The following is an 18,168-nucleotide window of genomic DNA, read 5'->3' as shown; positions in this document are numbered from 1 at the left end:
CTAATTTTTAATCTTTTACTTGTATTTTAATTACCACTTTGGTACCGCAAACATCATGTTTTGCATTAATAATATCTTCAATATTTAATGTTATTGCTTTATTATGACTACGATTTAGTAGCTCTATCCTTTTTTGATTAGCAGAGGTTGCAAAAGACTTGTAATTATCCTGACGTTGATTTTTTATAATTGCGGATGCTTTACGTCCAATACCATTGTCTATAATTTCGCATATTAGACTTTGATTAATAGTATCCTGCTTAAAATTAAGCACCAATTTTTTATTGTTTTTTTTATGAAGCAAACCATGTTTTAAAGCATTTTCAACATATGGCTGAATAAATAATGTTGGGACAAAAGTGTTTTCTAAATCTAGATCTGGATGAATATTAATTTCAAATTTAAAATCGTCATCAAAGCGATCTTTTTCAAGTTCTAGATAAAGTTTTAGTGTTTTAATTTCTTCATTTAATGAAATTTCATTGGCTTGACTATGTTCCAAATAGGTCCTAATAAGTCTAGAAAACTTAACTAAATATTGACGCGCTAATTTACTTTCGTTTAAAATAATATAATCTTGGATAGAGTTTAATGCATTAAATATAAAATGAGGATTCATTTGTGATCTCAAATTTTCTAATTGCGAAAACACCAATTGCTGATTGATCTTTGCCTTTTCTAAGGCTTGAAGTTGTACACTGTTTAATCGTTTTGTTTTTTGGGAATAGTACCACCAAACCAATCCAACAGAAGTTAGTAAAAACAACAGATAAAACCACCAAGTTTTATAAAAAGGTAAACGGACTGTTAAGGCAATGCTTATTGGGTTTGTGTAATTACTTTGAGATGTGTTTTTTGCTTTTACATTAAATTTATATTGTCCTGCTGGTAAAGTATTAAATTTAACAAAGTTTAATCCGTTTTCTAAAGCTATCCAATTATTATCATAACCTTCTAACTGATATTCAAAATTGACAAACTGATTGGTTTGAAATCCATTGACATTAAATCCAAATCTAATTTCGCTTTCTGTTTGCTTTAAGGTATATGACGTCTTAATTATGGTATCTTTTTCTTGTATGGATACATTAGTAAAATAAGGTTGAGAAGTACTTCTAACAGTATTTATTTTATTACTATTAAATTTATACAAACCTGTATTTGAACTAAAAAAGACTTGATCTCCTACGACTTCAATAGCGTTAATATTGTACGAGTCTATACCATCTTGTTTATTAATAGTATTTAATGTTTTTGTTTTATAATTATAGCTTTGTAAACCTTTATCTGTAGCTATCCAAATTACATTTTTATCTGCTACTAGTACATTAATTAAGTTTGATGCTAGTCCGTTTTTTATATTTATTGTCCTAATTAAACTATCATTTTTAAAACCTAATAATCCTTTTCCATCTGCAGCAACCCATACCGTATCGTCATGGCTTATCGCGATTTTTAAGGCATAAACAGGACTGTTATTATGGGTTATTTTTTTATACTTTTTAGTCTTTAAATCTACCCAACCTAAGCCATCTACAAAACTACAATACGCTTTGTTTTTTGCTTTATTTAATACAGACCCATAGCTTCTTAATGTTCTAAGATTATAAATAGAGTCTTTATTTTTATTATAAATAGAAAGTGAATGTGGAAGACTAATTAAATATTGATTATGATCCAACACATCAATTGATTTTGTTACTATCAGGTTACTACTTTGACTTTGCTTGGTGTCTAGATTATAAATTTTTGAATCCGTAGTCGCAACCATTAATAAGTCCTTTGCTAAAGGGTTATAGCAAATGTTATATATTTTGTTATTAAAACTTTCTGGTAATTTTTTAAGTTTATTATTTTTTAGATTGTAACTAAATACCTCATTTGAGTTAGTAGCTATATACAGTAAATCGTCATTAACTTCCTCAATAGCTTGTACACCTATATTGTTGGGTAAATTTATTTTATTTAGTTGTTTATTTGGCAAAACAAATACACCATTATTAAGTGTAGATAACCAATAATTATTGTCCTTATCGATAACAAGATCTGTGATATATTCATTTTTAAAAAGATGTTTTTTTACTACTAAACCACCACTATCCAATTGACATATAAAAACGCCTTTATTTGTTAAAACCCATAAGTTATTATTGTTGTTATAAGAATGAATTACAATTACATTTTGAAGTTGTTTTGGGATGTTAACTTCCTTTATACCACCATCTAATAATTGATACAAACTAGTTTTACTAATCGTTTGTAATTGGTTAAAATAATATATCTGATCATTCCATTTAAAAAATTTACTTATAACTCGTTTATTAAATGCTGCAATTGGCGAATTATTTAAAGTTTTAGCATCTTGAAAATCAACTGTTGGAGAAAAATATATAATACTGTTTTTATTATAATAAAATCCTTTTGGATTATGGTTGAGATCTCCCATATAAGACCTTGTCCCACTATCCAATATAGCAGTGATACTTTTTGTGTTAATATCTACAGTTACTATTCTAGATGGCTCATAAATTATTAAATGATTATCGTAGATATTAAAATCTACTAAGGTTTTAATATGGCTATAATCCTCAAAAAGCGTTAACTGCTCATCCTGGACATAAAAAAATTGACCTGATAAGTTATTACACCAAAGTCGTCCTTTATTGTCTAATTTTAAACCAAAAAGTGAGCGTCCTCTTTTATCGGGATTAGTAAATAATTTATAGTTTCTGCCATCATACCTATACAAACCTTTATCTGCTGCTAACCAAATAAAGCCTTTGTTATCCTCTAATAAATCATAAAATTCTATATCAGGTAAACCATCTTTTTCAGTAAGATGTATGGACACAGGTTGTTGTGCTAAACTTATTTGATTAGCGAGTAAGATTAAAAATAATATAAAATAGCGATGGATCAATTAGTTATGCTTTTCTCAAAGCTACAAAATTGACTGCTATTAAATTATAAATTATTAGCGAACGGTATAAAAACCTATTTAAATGGTAATAAGATTAATTAACTGGAAAATTATTAAATGCTTTAGACTCCAATTCTCCTTTATCGTTTTCAAAAATCAAGAACGCTTTTAACTCAGGATGTTTTGCCATAAAGTAATCTACTTTTTCCATTCCCATTGCCTGAAAAGCAGTAGCATAACCATCTGCCATCATACAGGTTTTAGCTATAACAGAGACACTTAAAATATTGGTTTTAGATGGATAACCTGTTTTAGTGTTAATAATGTGTGCGTATTTGTTTCCGTTTTCGTCAATTTTAAATTTACGGTATGTCCCAGAAGTTGCCATAGCTTGGTCTTTTAAAACTAATGTTTCATTGTAGCTTTGAGAGCCATCATAATTTGGGTTTTCAATACCAACAGTCCAACCTTTAGCTTTGCTAACATTAATACCTTTTGCTCTTAACTCTCCACCAATATCTACGATGTAGTTTTTAATATTTTTAGATTCTAAAAAATCTGCAATTACATCTACTCCATACCCTTTAGCTATCGCGTTAAAATCTATAAAAGAGGCTTCTGGTTTTTTTATTTTACGATCAACTAACCCAACTCTGTTTAAGCCAACAAAGCGCATTAAACTATCAATTTTAACACTATCCAAAGTCATTGTATTTTTTTCTGAACCAAAATTCCAAGCATTAACTATCCTTCCAATGGTTGGATCTAAAACACCTTCGGTTTCGCGATAAATTTGCTTTGATGCTTTAAAAACGGTTGTAAAATGATTATCTACTTCAACTTCTTCATTTCGGTTTAACCGTGAAATATCAGAGTTATCTTGATAATTAGACATGGATTTATTAATAATTGCAAACAAACTATCAAACTGTTTATTATAACTTGTACCATCTAAATCAAAATACTGTATACTATAACTTGTCCCAAAAATAGGACCTGATACCTTAAGTAATTGTGGTTCTTTTTTACAAGAAAAAACAATAAATAAGACAGAAAATAAAAGCGTGTATTTTTTCATATAGGCTATGCTGTAAGTTTAAAAGACTACTAATTTTAGGTCTTAGTCTTAGTTTAAGTTGGTTTCAATTAATTGAATCCCATTATATTCGATTAAATATTCTTGATTTAAATAAACAGGCAAGTCTTCTCCTTTTGGATTACCCAATCCAACGCCAGCATATAATATTTTAGAATTATTATCTGTGGCGTGCTTTTTAAATGACTCCATCCAAATAACGTCGTAATTATTAGCATTATCAGGTAATAGCACAGCGCGAACAACCACAAAAAAGTATTGTTTATTTTTATCCATAACTACAAATTGCGGATTACTTTTAAGTTGACTATTAATTGCTATAAACTCAAAACCACGTTTCTCTAGGTCTTTACCTACATGATTCATGGCTAGATTATGTAACTCTTGTTTTGATAGTGCTTTCATATTACAAAAATAAAGTTTATTTCGCTTTCGCGGAAAAAAAGCCGACTAACAAATTACTTAAATCTTGCAAATTTAGAGTTATAGAAAGTAAAGTTAGACACTGGAATTACAGCATCCAATTTTAAGTCATACCAAGGAGACATAGAAGCATCCTCAAGGTTTTTTACTAAATGAACACTTTGTGCAGGTGTATTACCTTGAAATAATAAAAACAAGCTTTCACCTTTATCATTAACAACTTGATCTGCTAACATTACAATATGACCTGGACTACCACCTAAAATAAGCATGTCGCCTATTTTTAAATCTTCTACTTTGGTTACTGGCTCTAACTCGTTAAAAAGTGATAAGGTGCCAGAGTACATATATATTAAATTTAAATAGTTATAAAAATTAGCTTTGCTAGTGTTTACTCTTGCAGTCTTATTAAATACAACCTTATTACCTGTAATTTTTGGTCGATATCCTTTAGCATAATCAGACCATGAGCAATAATGTCCAGAAGTAAAATTAAACCCTATTTTATCCTTTTTGTCAGACTGCCAAAGGTATTCACTTCTTATCCTAATTAAAGCATCTGCACATTGTTGTAATCCATTTTTAGGCACGCTAATATCTAATATACCTTCATGTCCTTTTTGCCAATAGTATAAAGAATTATCATAATTAATAATCTTACTGTCATAAGCTTTTAATTTGTAGTTTCTAATATAGTCTTGAAAACTACCTAATGGATAATCAACTCTTTTATATCCTTTTGGAGGATTTACCCTAGACGCAATAGTTAAACTATCCTTGTTAATACGTGATTGTATTACACTTTTAGATAACTTATTTACAAACAGCTTAACAGGTTTTGGGTTAAGCTTGTAGACTAAAAGTAACAAGGTTATAAATATAAAAAGAGTAAGAATTATTTTTTTCATACTATTTATAAACGAAAAAGCCCAATACTTTCGTATTGGGCTTTTATCTAAAATTATCTTAAAATTACTTTACAATAATCTTTTTAAATACAGATTTATTACCTGCTTCAACTTTAAGAATATAAATTCCTGTTGCTTTAGCATTTAAATTTACTGTCTTATTAAATAAAGATCCTGTGTTAGTATACTTGTCGTTTAATATCTGACGTCCTCTAATATCATACACTGTAAGCGTTACATCTTCACTAGTACTTATTGATAAAGTAATCGCTCCAGAAGTTGGGTTTGGATAAACACTAAATTGATCAAAAGCAAACTCCGCAGTAGATAAACTAGCTTGAGGTACACCAAAATAGAATGTTCCATCAATTCCTGTTGTAAATGTTCCAGACACAATAAATTCTGATCCAAAAGCTGTTACTGCTGCTGGTACAACTTCTACTTCTGTTCCATGCTCTCTAATAATACTTAAAGATGATGTTGTCTGTCCTGTAGCAGCTTCCCATCCAGCTATTTCTGCACTAGTAAAGTAAAACTCAATTACTGCATCAGTACTTGTTAAAACATTTGTTGGTGTAATAGTAAACGTTTTATCTGCAAAAAAGTTTGGTGTAGTATTACCATTATAACTTTGTGCACTATTACCTGCTCTAGATACAAATACATCTAAACAGCCAAAATCTTCAATTCCATTATTAGTAATATCCAACATTAAATCAGAACTTACAGCATCACTAGATGTTACTGTTCCTGAAGTTGATAAGCTTAACTGATCTAAAGTTGAAGAATTCTCTACTGTTTGGATAGAAGTCCCTGTGGTAGCATCTACACTTAATGTATCAAATAATAATAAACCATCACCAGGTGTGTTATGGTGTCTGATTACAATTTGTCCTGTCGTCCCTGCATAAGGTGTTAAATCATGTGTTCTAATTTCTGTTCCTGTAGCTGGAACTATTCTGTCATTTTCTAATACAAACTCCTCTAAATCAGCATATGCTGTTGGAGCACTAATAGTAGTATAATACACAGAGTAATGTTCTTGATAGACACCACTTGTATTATAAGATCCAACAACATAAGATACAGCAACATCAGTTGCACTAGCTGGAATAGTAAATGCTGCAGACACTAAATATTGGTCCGGAGTATATCCACCAGTTCCTGTACCTAAAAGTGTTCCATTAGACTCAGAAAGAGCAGTATCTCCAACAATATCTCCAAAACCATCTAAGCCACCAACACCTGCATACCATGCGTTACCATCACCATCTCTATCATACACTCCTAAACCAGTACCATCATCAAAATTATTAGTATACACATTAACCGTAGTTGTTAATGCTGCTGCTGCATCATCATTTAAAATTGTTAATTGATGAGTCGCTGCAGAAGCCAATGTACTTCCTGTAGTAGTAACGTTTAAATTAAGTATAACTGTTTCATCAGCTTCTACAAAACTATCATTATAAACTCTTAAAGTAATTACATTACTTCCTGTTGCAGTAGTTGCTCCTGTTGCAAAAACAACCGAGTTGTTTACTAATTCAAAATCTTCGCCTTCAACTGCTGTACCTGTAGCAACTAATGTAGCAGTAGCTGTAGCATCACCACCTTCAGATATATTTAAATCAAAATTATAATCTACAAAATCACAATCGCTACCTTCTAATGTTGACGTTGGTGCTGTTGTAGTAAAACTAATAGTTGGTTGAGAAGGATTACATACATTAGATGCATTTAATTCCATACGTCTAGGACTAGACTGCATAACAGCAACAATTCTATCTTTTTGATTTTGTGTAAAAGTATCCATACACGCATCTGGTGTATAATCCATATAGTTTTGTACTTGGTCATTTCCTAAACCATCACTAACACAATTATCCACTGTTACACAAGAGTAATTAGGCTGATTAGAATCTGGTGTATCTGCACAAAAATCTCCTGCTGTACTACCTCCAACACAGTTAGAATTATCTCCCCAAATATGACGTAAACCTAACCAGTGCCCAACTTCATGCGTCATTGTTCTACCTAAATTATACGTTGGGTTAAGCATAAATGTACCATCATCTTCAGCTAATGTACCCATTGAGTCAAAAGCTGCAACTACACCATCTGTGTTAGCTGCTCCTCCACTTGCACTCAATCCGATTAAACCAGAATTACTAGGAAACTGTGCGTATCCTAACAAACCTCCTAAACCAGGATTAACATTATCATCCAAAGCATTTCCACCTGGTCGTATAGTCCACATATTTAAATACATTGTTGGATCCCACTGTGTATTTGTTTTCATAGTTTCCACATCAGATCTAATTTCCCAATCTCCAGTATTAGATGGCGTTTGGTTATTACTGTATGGTGTTATTACGTGTCTAACTACTCCAGTTGTTGGATTACCACTTTCATCTTGTTGCGCAATACAAAAATTTATCTCAACATCAACAGCTGCTCCAGTACTATTTACACCTCCTGGTGTACCAGCTAATCTTCTATAATCCTCATTCATTACCTGAATTTGAGATAACGCTTGTGCATCTGTAATATTTTCTCCTGTACCCAAAGCATCACCATCGTGAACAACGTGGATAATTACAGGTATATTATATACTACTTGCTGGCTTCTACCACTTGCTCTGTCTGCTTGAATTTGAGACAACTTTGGCGCTAACCATTCTTCAAATTGAGCATCATTTGCTCTATTTGGATGTTTTTGTTGAAGTAAAAGTTCGTTTTCATCAGTTAAACATTTAGCATAACCAGTGACTTCGATAGACTGTTTAGTAGCTTCTGTTAATTCAAAAGGACCTCCATTAATTTGAAGGTTTGAATTTAAACTAGAATTACTACTTTGAATTTGCGCTACTGCGGAAACACTAGCACTCAAAAATAAAAAGGAAAATAAACCTTTAAGTGTAATTTTATTCATATTGATGTTTTAATAAACGTTAAAATGTTACTTTTTGCCGAATTTACGGAACATAATAAAAAAAATACGAAACTTTAACACACTATTTTGGTATACCAAAAAAAAAGCCAGAACTGTTAAGTTCTGGCTTTATAATATAATAATTAGAAGTTGAGCATTTTAGCCTCCAAAATCATCAAATCTGATGTTTTCATCATCGATACCAAAATCTTCTCCCATTTTTTGTACTGCTTGATTCATTAATGGTGGTCCACAGAAATATAACTCTATATCTTCCGGAGCATCATGCTTAGATAAATATTGGTCAATTACCACTTGGTGAATAAATCCAACAAATCCATCACCTGACTCATCATTAATATCTGATTTCAATTTCCAATTATCAGCTTCCGTTGGGTCTGATAAAGCAATAAAGAACTTAAAGTTCGGGAAATCTTTTTCTAAAGCTCTAAAATAGTGAATGTAGAATAATTCTGCTTTAGAACGTCCACCATACCAATACGTTACTTTACGACCAGTTTTGATAGTTCTAAATAATTCATATAAATGAGAACGCATTGGTGCCATACCAGCTCCACCTCCTACATAAAGCATTTCTGCTTCAGACTCGTTGATAAAGAATTCACCGTAAGGTCCAGAAATTGTTACTTTATCTCCAACTTTTTGGTTAAAGATATAAGACGATGCTACTCCTGGATTTACATCCATCCAGCCACCTTTAGCACGATCAAAAGGAGGTGTTGCAACACGTACATTAAGCATAATTTTTCTTCCTTCGGCAGGGTAAGAAGCCATAGAGTAAGCTCTTTCAACTAACTCGTCATTTTTCATCACTAACGGTCTTAAACCAAATTTATCCCAATCTGCTTCAAACTTATTTGGCTCTCCTGGGTGATCTTCTGGATGTGCAGTGATATCCATGTCTGAATAATTAACTGTACAATTTGGAATTTCAATTTGAATATATCCACCTGCTTTGTAGTTCATATCCTCAGGGATCTCCACTACAAACTCTTTAATAAAAGTCGCTACGTTGTAGTTAGATACAACAGTTGCTTCCCATTTTTTAATCCCAAATACTTCTTCTGGAATGGTAATTTCCATGTCTTGTTTAACCTTTACTTGACAAGATAGACGTGCACCATGTGCTAGTTCTTTTCTTGAGAAGTGAGGTGTTTCTGTAGGCAAAGCTTCACCTCCACCAGATAAAACGTGACATTCACATTGAATACAAGTTCCACCACCACCACAAGCTGATGGTAAGAAAATTTTATTGTTTCCTAATGTTGATAGTAAAGTACCTCCTGAAGATACTTCTATTTCGCGTTCGCCATTTATTAAAATCTTTACTGGACCAGATGGCGATAATTTTTGTTTAACAAACAACAGTAAACTTACTAATACTAATGTAATTAGTAAAAATGCTGCTACGGTTGCTAATACTGTCCCTAATGTTCCTGCTGCTAAAATCATGTTACTCTACTATTTTAGTATTGTTAGCTAATTCTTTTGACTCAACAGTTTTAGTATCTACTTTAACTGTCTTTTCTTTTTTAGGTGCTTCTTCATCTCCTCCAGTTAACATACCTCCAAAACTCAAGAAACCAATTCCCATTAATCCTGTAATGATAAATGTGATACCTAATCCTCTTAATGGTGCAGGTACATTACTGTATCTAATCTTTTCTCTAATTGCTGCAATTGCAAGAATAGCTAAAAACCATCCAATACCTGAAGATATACCATAATTAAATGCTAAACCTAAAGTTTCGATTTCTCTTGACTGCATAAATAATGATCCACCTAAGATGGCACAGTTTACTGCAATAAGAGGTAAGAAAATACCTAAAGAGTTATATAATGATGGTGAAAACTTTTCTACCACTATTTCTACCAATTGTACCATTGTTGCAATAGTTGCAATAAACATGATAAATGATAAGAAACTTAAATCGTAATCTGCATATTCTGCACCTAACCAAGTTAATGCTCCAGGTTGTAAAATGTACTGATCCAATAACCAGTTAAGCGGTACAGTAATAGCTAATACAAATATTACTGCTGCACCTAATCCAACAGCTGTTGCTACTTTTTTAGATACTGCTAGGTAAGAACACATTCCTAAGAATACTGCAAATACCATGTTGTCTATAAAAATCGACTTGAAAAATAATTCTAAATGTTCCATAATATTTTTAGTCTTCGATTAATGCTTTGTTTCTACTACGTTGTACCCAAATGATAAGTCCAACAATTATTAATGCCATTGGAGGCATTAACATAAATCCGTTGTTTTCGTAACCAAATGCGTACACTCCTGTTTTTTCGATTGGATCACCTAATACTGGTATTCCGAAAAGTGTACCAGACCCTAAAAGTTCTCTAAAAAAACCAACAATTATTAAGATGACTGCATAACCTAAAGAGTTTCCAATTCCGTCAAGAAAAGACCTCCAAGGTTTGTTAGCTAAAGCAAAAGCTTCAAAACGTCCCATAATAATACAGTTAGTAATAATTAACCCAATAAATACTGAAAGTGTTTTACTTAGTTCGTAAGCAAACGCTTTTAACACTTGATCTACAATAATTACTAATGAAGCAACTACAATAAGTTGTACAATAATTCTGATTTTAGAAGGAATTATGTTACGCATTAATGATATTACCACGTTACCTATTCCTAATACAAACATTACAGCAATACCCATTACCAACGACGCTTTTAACTCTGCGGTAATAGCTAAAGCAGAACAAATACCTAATACTTGGATAGTAATAGGGTTATTATCCGCTAAAGGATCTGTTATTAACTTTGCGTCTTTTTTTGAAAGTAGTCCCATAATTAATTGCTAGCTAGTTTTTTTAAGTTCTCGAAATACGGTTGGTATAACTTTAAATCTTTTTTAATCATTGCTGTTACACCATCTCCTGTGATAGTTGCTCCTGCTAATGCATCAACTTCGTAATCGTCTTTAATTTCGTTTTTTGGATCATTATTACCTTTTGCAACCGTAATACCTTTAAAGACACCTGCGTCAGTTAGTAATTTTTCGCCATAAAAATCATCCATAAAGTAACGTTGCTTAATATTAGCTCCTAAACCTGGTGTTTCTCCTTTGTGATCAAAAAATGTACCTTGAACAACCATGTTTTCATCTAAAGCAACATAACCCCAAATAGCATCCCAAAGTCCTTTACCTCTTATTGGTGCGATGTAAAATGTTTTACCATCTTTTTCCCCTATAAATAAAGGTAAACGTCTTGTTCCTCCGTTTTTAGCTTTTGCTTGTTCCTTTTTAACATCAATTAAATAGGCTTGTTTATCTTCTTTAGCAACTCCGTTTTCTATAACTAGTTGCTTTGTGATATATTTTGCGAATTCTACTGATACTTTTGGTGATTTTTTACCAGAACCATTATCTACTAATTCTTTTGAAACAAAAGTTATATCTCCTGTCCCTTCATTACCATTTACACCCATTGCATACAGAATATTCTGTTGCTTTTCCATACGTTCTTGCTCTACAATTGTTGGTTTTAAAGTAGATGCTGTAAACGCTAATAATGATCCTACAACTAGTACCATTACAATTGCAAATATTAAGGTGTATGAATTTTTATCTGTGTTCATTGCCATGATTATGCTGTTTTAACTTTTAAACGTTTCTTTCTGCGTTTTACGTTTCCTTGTATTACGTAATGGTCAATAGTTGGTGCAAAGACATTCATTAATAGAATAGCTAAGAAAACACCTTCTGGATACGCTGGATTAAATACACGGATCATTATTGAAATGAAACCAATTAAAAATCCATAAATCCATTTACCTTTATTTGTTTGAGAGGCAGTTACTGGATCCGTTGCCATATAAACAGCACCAAATAAAATACTACCAATAATTAAATGTTGCCAGAACGGTACATTCATTAATCCGTAAAATTTACTAGATTCTCCAATCCACTCAGCAGAAACAACTCCGTTAAATATTAACCCCATTGTTAAAGCTCCTATTAAAGTAGAGACAATAATTCTCCAACTTCCAACCTTAGTAAAGATTAAAAATAGAGCTCCAATGATGATTAATAACTTAGAGGTTTCTCCAACTGATCCTGGAATAAATCCAAAAAACATATCCATATAATCAATACCTGCAAGACTACTATTTTGTGCATAAGCACCAAGTAATGTTTCTCCTGATATTGCATCTGCAGTTCCTGCACGCTCAACCGCTTCATGTACCCAAACTTTATCTCCTGACATCCATGTTGGATATGCAAAAAACAAGAAAGCACGAATGGTTAATGCTGGGTTTAGGATATTCATTCCTGTACCTCCAAAAACTTCTTTACCTATGACTACACCAAAAATTACTGCTACAGATAACATCCATAATGGAATATCAACTGGCACTATTAATGGCACTAACATACCTGTTACTAAGTAACCTTCTTCTACTTCGTGACCTTTAATTACTGCAAAAATAAATTCTACAATAAGACCAACTCCATAAGATACAATTACCAATGGTAATACTGTCCAAGCTCCAACTACAAAGTTATCCCAAGTAATAAAGTTTGCAAATAATGACGCTTCTCTAGTTATACCTGCTGCTGCATCAATAGCTGCATAATGTTGGTAACCTGCATTAAAAATACCAAATATTAAACATGGTATTAATGCCATGATTACAATATTCATTGTACGTTTTAAATCATCTGCTGCCTTAATGTGCGTTCCACCATGAGTGGTTTCATTTGGCAAGTATAAAAAAGTATGAATTGCGTTAAACGCAGGAGCCATCTTGGTCCCTTTATACTTTTCTTTTAAATTATGTAAATTACTTTTTAAGCCCATTATCCTATTTCTTTAAGCATTAAGTCTAAACCTTCTCTAATTATCTTTTGGTGTGGTTGTTTTGACACACATACAAATTCTGTTAAAGCAAAATCTTCTGGTGCTACTTCATACATACCTAAAGCTTCCATTTCGTCTAAATCTTTGTACATACAAGCTTTTAATATTTGCATTGGAAAGATGTCTAAAGGAAATACTTCTTCATAACTACCAGTAATAACAAAAGCTCTATGCTCTCCGTTAGTATTAGTATTTAAGTCAAACTTTTTATTTGGTGTTAACCATGAAAAAGTTAAAGCTCTAGAAGTAGAAACTTTATTAAAAACTGGTTTGTTCCATCCAAAAAACTCATAATCATCACCTTCAGGGATTACAGAAATTGTATTACTATAATAATCTAAATTCCCATCTGGTTTAACTTGTTTTCCTGTTAATACATTTCCAGAAATGATACGATCGTTACCGTTTTTACCCACACCATTGTCATAAACCATAGTTGCGATTTCGCTTCCTAATTTAGTTTTGAAATAACGTGGTTTTTTAACTGAAGAACCTACTAAAGCAACAATACGTTCTGCATTAAAGCGTCCTGTTAACAATAATTCACCAATTATAACAAGGTCCTGAGCATTAACCGTCCAAACAACCTCACCTTTATTAACGGGATCTATTTTGTTAATCTGGGTTCCAACATTTCCTGATGGATGCGGACCAGACACCTTATGCAAAGTTATATCTGAAAGTCCTGCTAATGGCGAATTACCATTTTTTGCAACACTTACATGTACTTTACCATTAGTTAATTTACTTAAAGCAGTAACAGCAGCTTGCAGCTCAGCCTCCTTCCCTTGTAGGACGTAATCTAAATCTGCGACTAAAGGTGCACTTGCGTAAGCTGATATAAATATAGCTTTAGGCATGTTTGCAGGATTTGCAATAACATCATATGGACGTTGTTTTACAAAAGCCCAACATCCTGACTCTAATAAACGCGATTTAATAGCTTCAGCATTAGCTGAATTTAAATCTAGCTTACCATAATCCTGAAACTCTTGTTCCTTGTCTGCTTGAATTTTTACTGAAAGTATTTTTCTTTTTTCACCACGAGCTACCTCAATAATCTGTCCTGAAACAGGAGATACAAATTTTACAGCTTCATTAGACTTATCGTAAAAAACAGGTTGACCTGCCTTTACTTTATCGCCTTCTTTAGCCATTAATTTTGGTGTAACTTGATGAAAATCTTCAGGTCTAATTGAATAATAATTGCTAACAATAGCGTTTTCGGTAACCTTTTCGGCTGCTCCGACTAATTTAATATCCAGACCTTTTTTAATCTTAATGTCGTTTGACATATTATAAATCTATTGGTTAATAGTTATACTGATTGTGATTTTTATAGGCTTAAAAATCCGTGCAAATTTAATAATAAATAGATAATTAATTGACTATTTAAAAAAAAACTTTTAGGCATAGATTTTGTTTATCTTTGTTATATAAAACTGCTTACAAATGCTTAACAACTTTAAACATATTTTTTTAACTTTTTTAATCACTACTATAAGCTTTGCTCAAGTTAAAGAAATAATACCGCCTGATTATGTAAAGTCAATCTATTTTAATGGAGGAACATCAGAAAGTCAATTACCAATCATTCCACTTGGTCAACCTTTACTATTAGAGTTTGACGTTTTAAATGGTAACGAAGATGATTATTATTACGAAATTAAGCACTATAATTTTGATTGGACTCCTTCCATATTAGTTGAATCAGAATATTTAGATGGTTTTGATGAGCAACGTATTAGAGAATACGAAAACTCTTTTAACACTTTACAAACTTTTTCTCATTATAAAGTTAGCATTCCAAACCAATTTACAAAAAGCATCAAACTTACCGGAAACTATATTATCACTATTTATGATGATTATGATGATATTATTTTTAGCCGAAAATTTATGGTATACCAACAACAAGCTAATGTTGGCCTACAAATTAGACGCTCTCGTGACGTTTCAACAATCGAACAAAAGCAATCTGTAGACATCACAATAAGTTCGGGTCAATTACAATTTGTAAATCCTACCGAGACTGTAAAAACAGTAATAATTCAAAATAACAATTTAAAAACAGCTATTACGGATTTAAAACCTCAATACATTTTAGGTAACGAGTTAAGCTACAGATACAATGAAGCCTCTAGCTTTTTTGGAGGCAATGAGTTTTTAAGTTTTGAAAACAAAGAAATACGAGCAGCAAATAATGGTGTACAATATATTAGCTTAGAAGATCTATATCAAACCTATTTATACACCAACACCTCTCGCGCTGACCTAGAATACACCTACAATCCAGATATAAACGGAAACTTTTTTATAACAGCTTTAAACTCGGACAAACCAGAAACAGAAGCAGATTATGCTTGGGTACATTTTTCTTTACAATATCCAACTATTGAAAAAGGTCAATCCATTCATGTTTATGGAAATTTTAATAATTATGATATTGAACCACAAACTAAACTTGAACATTATGAAGAAGAAGGTGTTTACAGTATTGCTATAAAATTAAAGCAAGGTTTTTATAATTATAAATATGCAATTGTCGACAAAAGTGGCAACATAGACGAACACACTATTGGAGGCAGCTTTTGGCAAACAGAGAACAATTATAAAGTTTTAGTGTATTACAAAGAATTAGGAGCTAGATATGACAAAATTATTGGTTTAGGCGAAGCTAATTCGGTTGGGATTACCAATTAACACTCATTAAAAGTAAGTTTTATCCCATTATATCGACCAAATAAATATATAATTTTCTTATTTTTACAATAAGCAACTACATACTAACATGGTACAACAAGTTACAAAAGGGATAAAAATATCCGTAGACACTAAATTTGAAGGCACGTTTTATAAAAACTATAAAATTAACTTTGCTTTTGGATATGACGTAACCATTGAAAACCAAAGTAAGGATGTTGTCCAGCTTAATGCTAGGCATTGGACTATTTTGGATGCCCTAAATAATATTGAGATTGTAGCAGGAGAAGGCGTTATTGGACAAAAACCAGTATTACAACCTGGTGAGAGTCACACCTACTCTTCTGGCTGCTTACTTACCTCTCCATTTGGAGCCATGAAAGGTTTTTACAGTATGATAAATTACTCAACTGCCAAAAACTTTGAAGTTATCATTCCTACTTTTAAACTAAGCGCTCCATTTGCACTTAACTAAAACTACATACTCTTATTCTTTCTAGATAAAAGAACCATTCTTCCTTTAACTACAAATATTTTACGGTTTTACTAACCGTAATAACCCAACAAAAAATTGTAACTTTGTAGTATTATTTTTAAACTAAAAACACAACACTTATCATGGGAAAAGGATTTTTCAATGTACCAATTGCGGTGAATGAACCTGTAAAAAGTTACGCTCCTGGCTCTCCAGAAAGAGCAGCAGTTTTAGACGCTTATAAAACAATGTTTAACAGCAAAATTGATGTACCTATGTACATTAATGGACAAGATGTTACAACAGAAAAAACACATACAATGTCTCCTCCACATGACCATAAACATGTTGTTGGAACACACGCTATTGCGGAAAAAAAACATATTGACCAAGCAATATCAACTGCTTTAGAAGCTAGAACAGCTTGGGCAGACACACCTTGGGAACATAGAGCTGGTATCTTTTTAAAAGCAGCCGAATTAATCGCAGGTCCTTACAGAGCAAAGATTAACGCTGCTACAATGATAGCACAATCAAAAACTGTACACCAAGCAGAAATCGATGCTGCTTGTGAGCTAATTGACTTTTTACGTTTTAACGTACAGTACATGACAGAGATTTATCATGATCAACCAGAAAGCACAAGCGATGCCTGGAACCGTCTAGAATACAGACCTCTTGAAGGCTTCGTATATGCTGTAACACCTTTTAACTTTACTGCAATTGCTGGAAACTTACCTGCTTGTATGGCATTAATGGGTAACGTTGTTGTATGGAAGCCAAGTGATTCTCAAATATATTCTGCTAAAGTAATCATGGATGTATTTAAAGAAGCAGGTGTACCTGCAGGTGTAATTAACGTTGTATTTGGTGACCCAGTCATGATTACAGATACCGTTTTAGCTAGTCCAGATTTCTCTGGTTTACACTTTACAGGTTCTACTTATGTATTTAAAGAGTTATGGAAACAAATAGGTAACAATATACACAACTACAAAACGTATCCTAAAATTGTTGGAGAAACAGGAGGAAAAGATTTTATAGTTGCACATAAAACTGCACATCCAAAACAAGTAGCTACTGCAATTGTAAGAGGTGCTTTTGAGTTTCAAGGACAAAAATGTAGTGCAGCCTCTAGAGCTTATGTTTCTAAAAGTATTTGGAACGAGGTTAAAGGTTATGTAATTGAAGATGTTAACTCATTTAAAATGGGATCTCCAGAAGATTTAAGCAATTTTGTTACTGCTGTAATCCATGAAGGATCTTTTGATAAGTTAGCTAAATATATAGATCAAGCTAAAGCAGATAGTAATGTAGAAATTATTGTTGGAGGAAACCACGACAAAACTAAAGGTTACTTTATCGAGCCTACAGTTATTGTTACTGAAGACCCTAACTATACTACAATGCGTGAAGAGTTATTTGGTCCAGTAATGACAATTTATGTCTATGATGATGATAAATTTACTGAAACATTAACATTAGTTGATAAAACAAGCGAGTATGCTTTAACTGGAGCAATTTTAGCACAAGACAGATACGCAGTTGTACAAGCAACTAAAGCGTTACAAAACTGTGCTGGAAACTTCTATATTAATGATAAACCAACAGGTGCTGTCGTTGGACAACAACCATTTGGAGGAGCAAGAGCATCTGGAACAAATGACAAAGCTGGTAGCGCATTAAACTTATTACGTTGGGTATCTCCAAGAATGATTAAAGAGACTTTTGTAACTCCTGTAGATTACAGATATCCTTTTTTAGGAGAATAGTACTTTAAGCATACTATCACAC

The 18,168-nt window shown here is 32.3% G+C and carries 14 protein-coding genes; 3 read left to right on the top strand and 11 right to left on the bottom strand.

Features of this window, described 5'->3' with window-relative positions; translation table 11 throughout:
* Window positions 1-7 precede the first annotated feature (7 nt).
* From JM82_RS15900 to JM82_RS15850, 11 genes are all read right to left on the bottom strand, one after another.
* Window positions 8-2,920, bottom strand: coding sequence for a histidine kinase (locus tag JM82_RS15900; protein WP_186439234.1), 2,913 nt, complete (start codon window positions 2,918-2,920; stop codon window positions 8-10).
* Between the two features lie 94 nt (window positions 2,921-3,014).
* Entirely contained in the window at window positions 3,015-3,998 is a 984-nt protein-coding gene (locus JM82_RS15895) for an FAD:protein FMN transferase (RefSeq protein ID WP_145006361.1), read from the bottom strand.
* A gap of 48 nt (window positions 3,999-4,046) precedes the next feature.
* The gene (locus JM82_RS15890) at window positions 4,047-4,421 is read right to left on the bottom strand and encodes a Na(+)-translocating NADH-quinone reductase subunit F (RefSeq protein ID WP_186439233.1); all 375 of its coding nucleotides are present in this window, start codon (window positions 4,419-4,421) and stop codon (window positions 4,047-4,049) included.
* Window positions 4,422-4,474: 53 nt separating this feature from the next.
* Complete coding sequence (locus JM82_RS15885) at window positions 4,475-5,347, bottom strand: DUF4846 domain-containing protein (protein WP_145006358.1); 873 nt, start codon at window positions 5,345-5,347, stop codon at window positions 4,475-4,477.
* 64 nt (window positions 5,348-5,411) lie between these two features.
* A complete protein-coding gene (locus tag JM82_RS15880) occupies window positions 5,412-8,282 on the bottom strand; it encodes a T9SS type A sorting domain-containing protein (RefSeq protein ID WP_145006353.1) in 2,871 nt (956 codons plus the stop codon).
* 159 nt (window positions 8,283-8,441) lie between these two features.
* Window positions 8,442-9,755, bottom strand: coding sequence for an NADH:ubiquinone reductase (Na(+)-transporting) subunit F (nqrF, locus tag JM82_RS15875; RefSeq protein ID WP_145006350.1), 1,314 nt, complete (start codon window positions 9,753-9,755; stop codon window positions 8,442-8,444).
* Window position 9,756: 1 nt separating this feature from the next.
* Window positions 9,757-10,470, bottom strand: a complete 714-nt coding sequence (nqrE, locus tag JM82_RS15870) for an NADH:ubiquinone reductase (Na(+)-transporting) subunit E (RefSeq protein ID WP_222429225.1) — start codon at window positions 10,468-10,470, stop codon at window positions 9,757-9,759.
* A gap of 7 nt (window positions 10,471-10,477) precedes the next feature.
* On the bottom strand, window positions 10,478-11,122 hold the full coding sequence (locus JM82_RS15865) for an NADH:ubiquinone reductase (Na(+)-transporting) subunit D (RefSeq protein WP_145006343.1): 645 nt from the start codon (window positions 11,120-11,122) through the stop codon (window positions 10,478-10,480).
* Between the two features lie 2 nt (window positions 11,123-11,124).
* Window positions 11,125-11,919, bottom strand: a complete 795-nt coding sequence (locus JM82_RS15860) for a Na(+)-translocating NADH-quinone reductase subunit C (protein WP_145006340.1) — start codon at window positions 11,917-11,919, stop codon at window positions 11,125-11,127.
* Between the two features lie 2 nt (window positions 11,920-11,921).
* Window positions 11,922-13,136, bottom strand: coding sequence for an NADH:ubiquinone reductase (Na(+)-transporting) subunit B (locus tag JM82_RS15855; RefSeq protein ID WP_145006337.1), 1,215 nt, complete (start codon window positions 13,134-13,136; stop codon window positions 11,922-11,924).
* Window positions 13,136-14,491: a Na(+)-translocating NADH-quinone reductase subunit A gene (locus tag JM82_RS15850; RefSeq protein ID WP_145006334.1), complete on the bottom strand. Its 1,356-nt coding sequence runs from the start codon at window positions 14,489-14,491 to the stop codon at window positions 13,136-13,138. The genes JM82_RS15855 and JM82_RS15850 overlap by 1 nt, the downstream gene beginning before the upstream one ends.
* A gap of 157 nt (window positions 14,492-14,648) precedes the next feature.
* Here JM82_RS15850 and JM82_RS15845 point away from each other — a divergent pair, with 157 nt between their 5' ends.
* The 3 genes from JM82_RS15845 (at window position 14,649) to pruA (ending at window position 18,146) form a co-directional block, all read left to right on the top strand.
* Entirely contained in the window at window positions 14,649-15,899 is a 1,251-nt protein-coding gene (locus JM82_RS15845; RefSeq protein WP_145006331.1) for a type IX secretion system plug protein domain-containing protein, read from the top strand.
* Window positions 15,900-15,987: 88 nt separating this feature from the next.
* Window positions 15,988-16,374, top strand: a complete 387-nt coding sequence (apaG, locus tag JM82_RS15840; RefSeq protein ID WP_145006328.1) for a Co2+/Mg2+ efflux protein ApaG — start codon at window positions 15,988-15,990, stop codon at window positions 16,372-16,374.
* Between the two features lie 143 nt (window positions 16,375-16,517).
* Window positions 16,518-18,146 carry an L-glutamate gamma-semialdehyde dehydrogenase gene (gene pruA, locus JM82_RS15835; protein WP_145006325.1) on the top strand — a complete coding sequence of 543 codons (1,629 nt, stop codon included), beginning with the start codon at window positions 16,518-16,520 and terminating at the stop codon, window positions 18,144-18,146.
* Window positions 18,147-18,168: the final 22 nt, after the last annotated feature.

The organism is Olleya sp. Hel_I_94 (assembly GCF_007827365.1).
Taxonomy (GTDB): domain Bacteria; phylum Bacteroidota; class Bacteroidia; order Flavobacteriales; family Flavobacteriaceae; genus Olleya.
This window is presented reverse-complemented; position numbering and strand designations above follow the sequence as displayed.

Excerpts from the sequence above, each read along its gene's own strand:
- JM82_RS15885 (WP_145006358.1), bottom strand. The coding sequence starts at position 5,347 with ATGAAAAAAATAATTCTTACTCTTTTTATATTTATAACCTTGTTACTT.
- pruA (WP_145006325.1), top strand. The coding sequence starts at position 16,518 with ATGGGAAAAGGATTTTTCAATGTACCAATTGCGGTGAATGAACCTGTA.
- JM82_RS15865 (WP_145006343.1), bottom strand. The coding sequence starts at position 11,122 with ATGGGACTACTTTCAAAAAAAGACGCAAAGTTAATAACAGATCCTTTA.
- nqrE (WP_222429225.1), bottom strand. The coding sequence starts at position 10,470 with ATGGAACATTTAGAATTATTTTTCAAGTCGATTTTTATAGACAACATG.
- JM82_RS15850 (WP_145006334.1), bottom strand. The coding sequence starts at position 14,491 with ATGTCAAACGACATTAAGATTAAAAAAGGTCTGGATATTAAATTAGTC.
- JM82_RS15890 (WP_186439233.1), bottom strand. The coding sequence starts at position 4,421 with ATGAAAGCACTATCAAAACAAGAGTTACATAATCTAGCCATGAATCAT.
- JM82_RS15845 (WP_145006331.1), top strand. The coding sequence starts at position 14,649 with ATGCTTAACAACTTTAAACATATTTTTTTAACTTTTTTAATCACTACT.
- JM82_RS15855 (WP_145006337.1), bottom strand. The coding sequence starts at position 13,136 with ATGGGCTTAAAAAGTAATTTACATAATTTAAAAGAAAAGTATAAAGGG.
- apaG (WP_145006328.1), top strand. The coding sequence starts at position 15,988 with ATGGTACAACAAGTTACAAAAGGGATAAAAATATCCGTAGACACTAAA.
- JM82_RS15880 (WP_145006353.1), bottom strand. The coding sequence starts at position 8,282 with ATGAATAAAATTACACTTAAAGGTTTATTTTCCTTTTTATTTTTGAGT.
- JM82_RS15895 (WP_145006361.1), bottom strand. The coding sequence starts at position 3,998 with ATGAAAAAATACACGCTTTTATTTTCTGTCTTATTTATTGTTTTTTCT.
- JM82_RS15860 (WP_145006340.1), bottom strand. The coding sequence starts at position 11,919 with ATGGCAATGAACACAGATAAAAATTCATACACCTTAATATTTGCAATT.
- nqrF (WP_145006350.1), bottom strand. The coding sequence starts at position 9,755 with ATGATTTTAGCAGCAGGAACATTAGGGACAGTATTAGCAACCGTAGCA.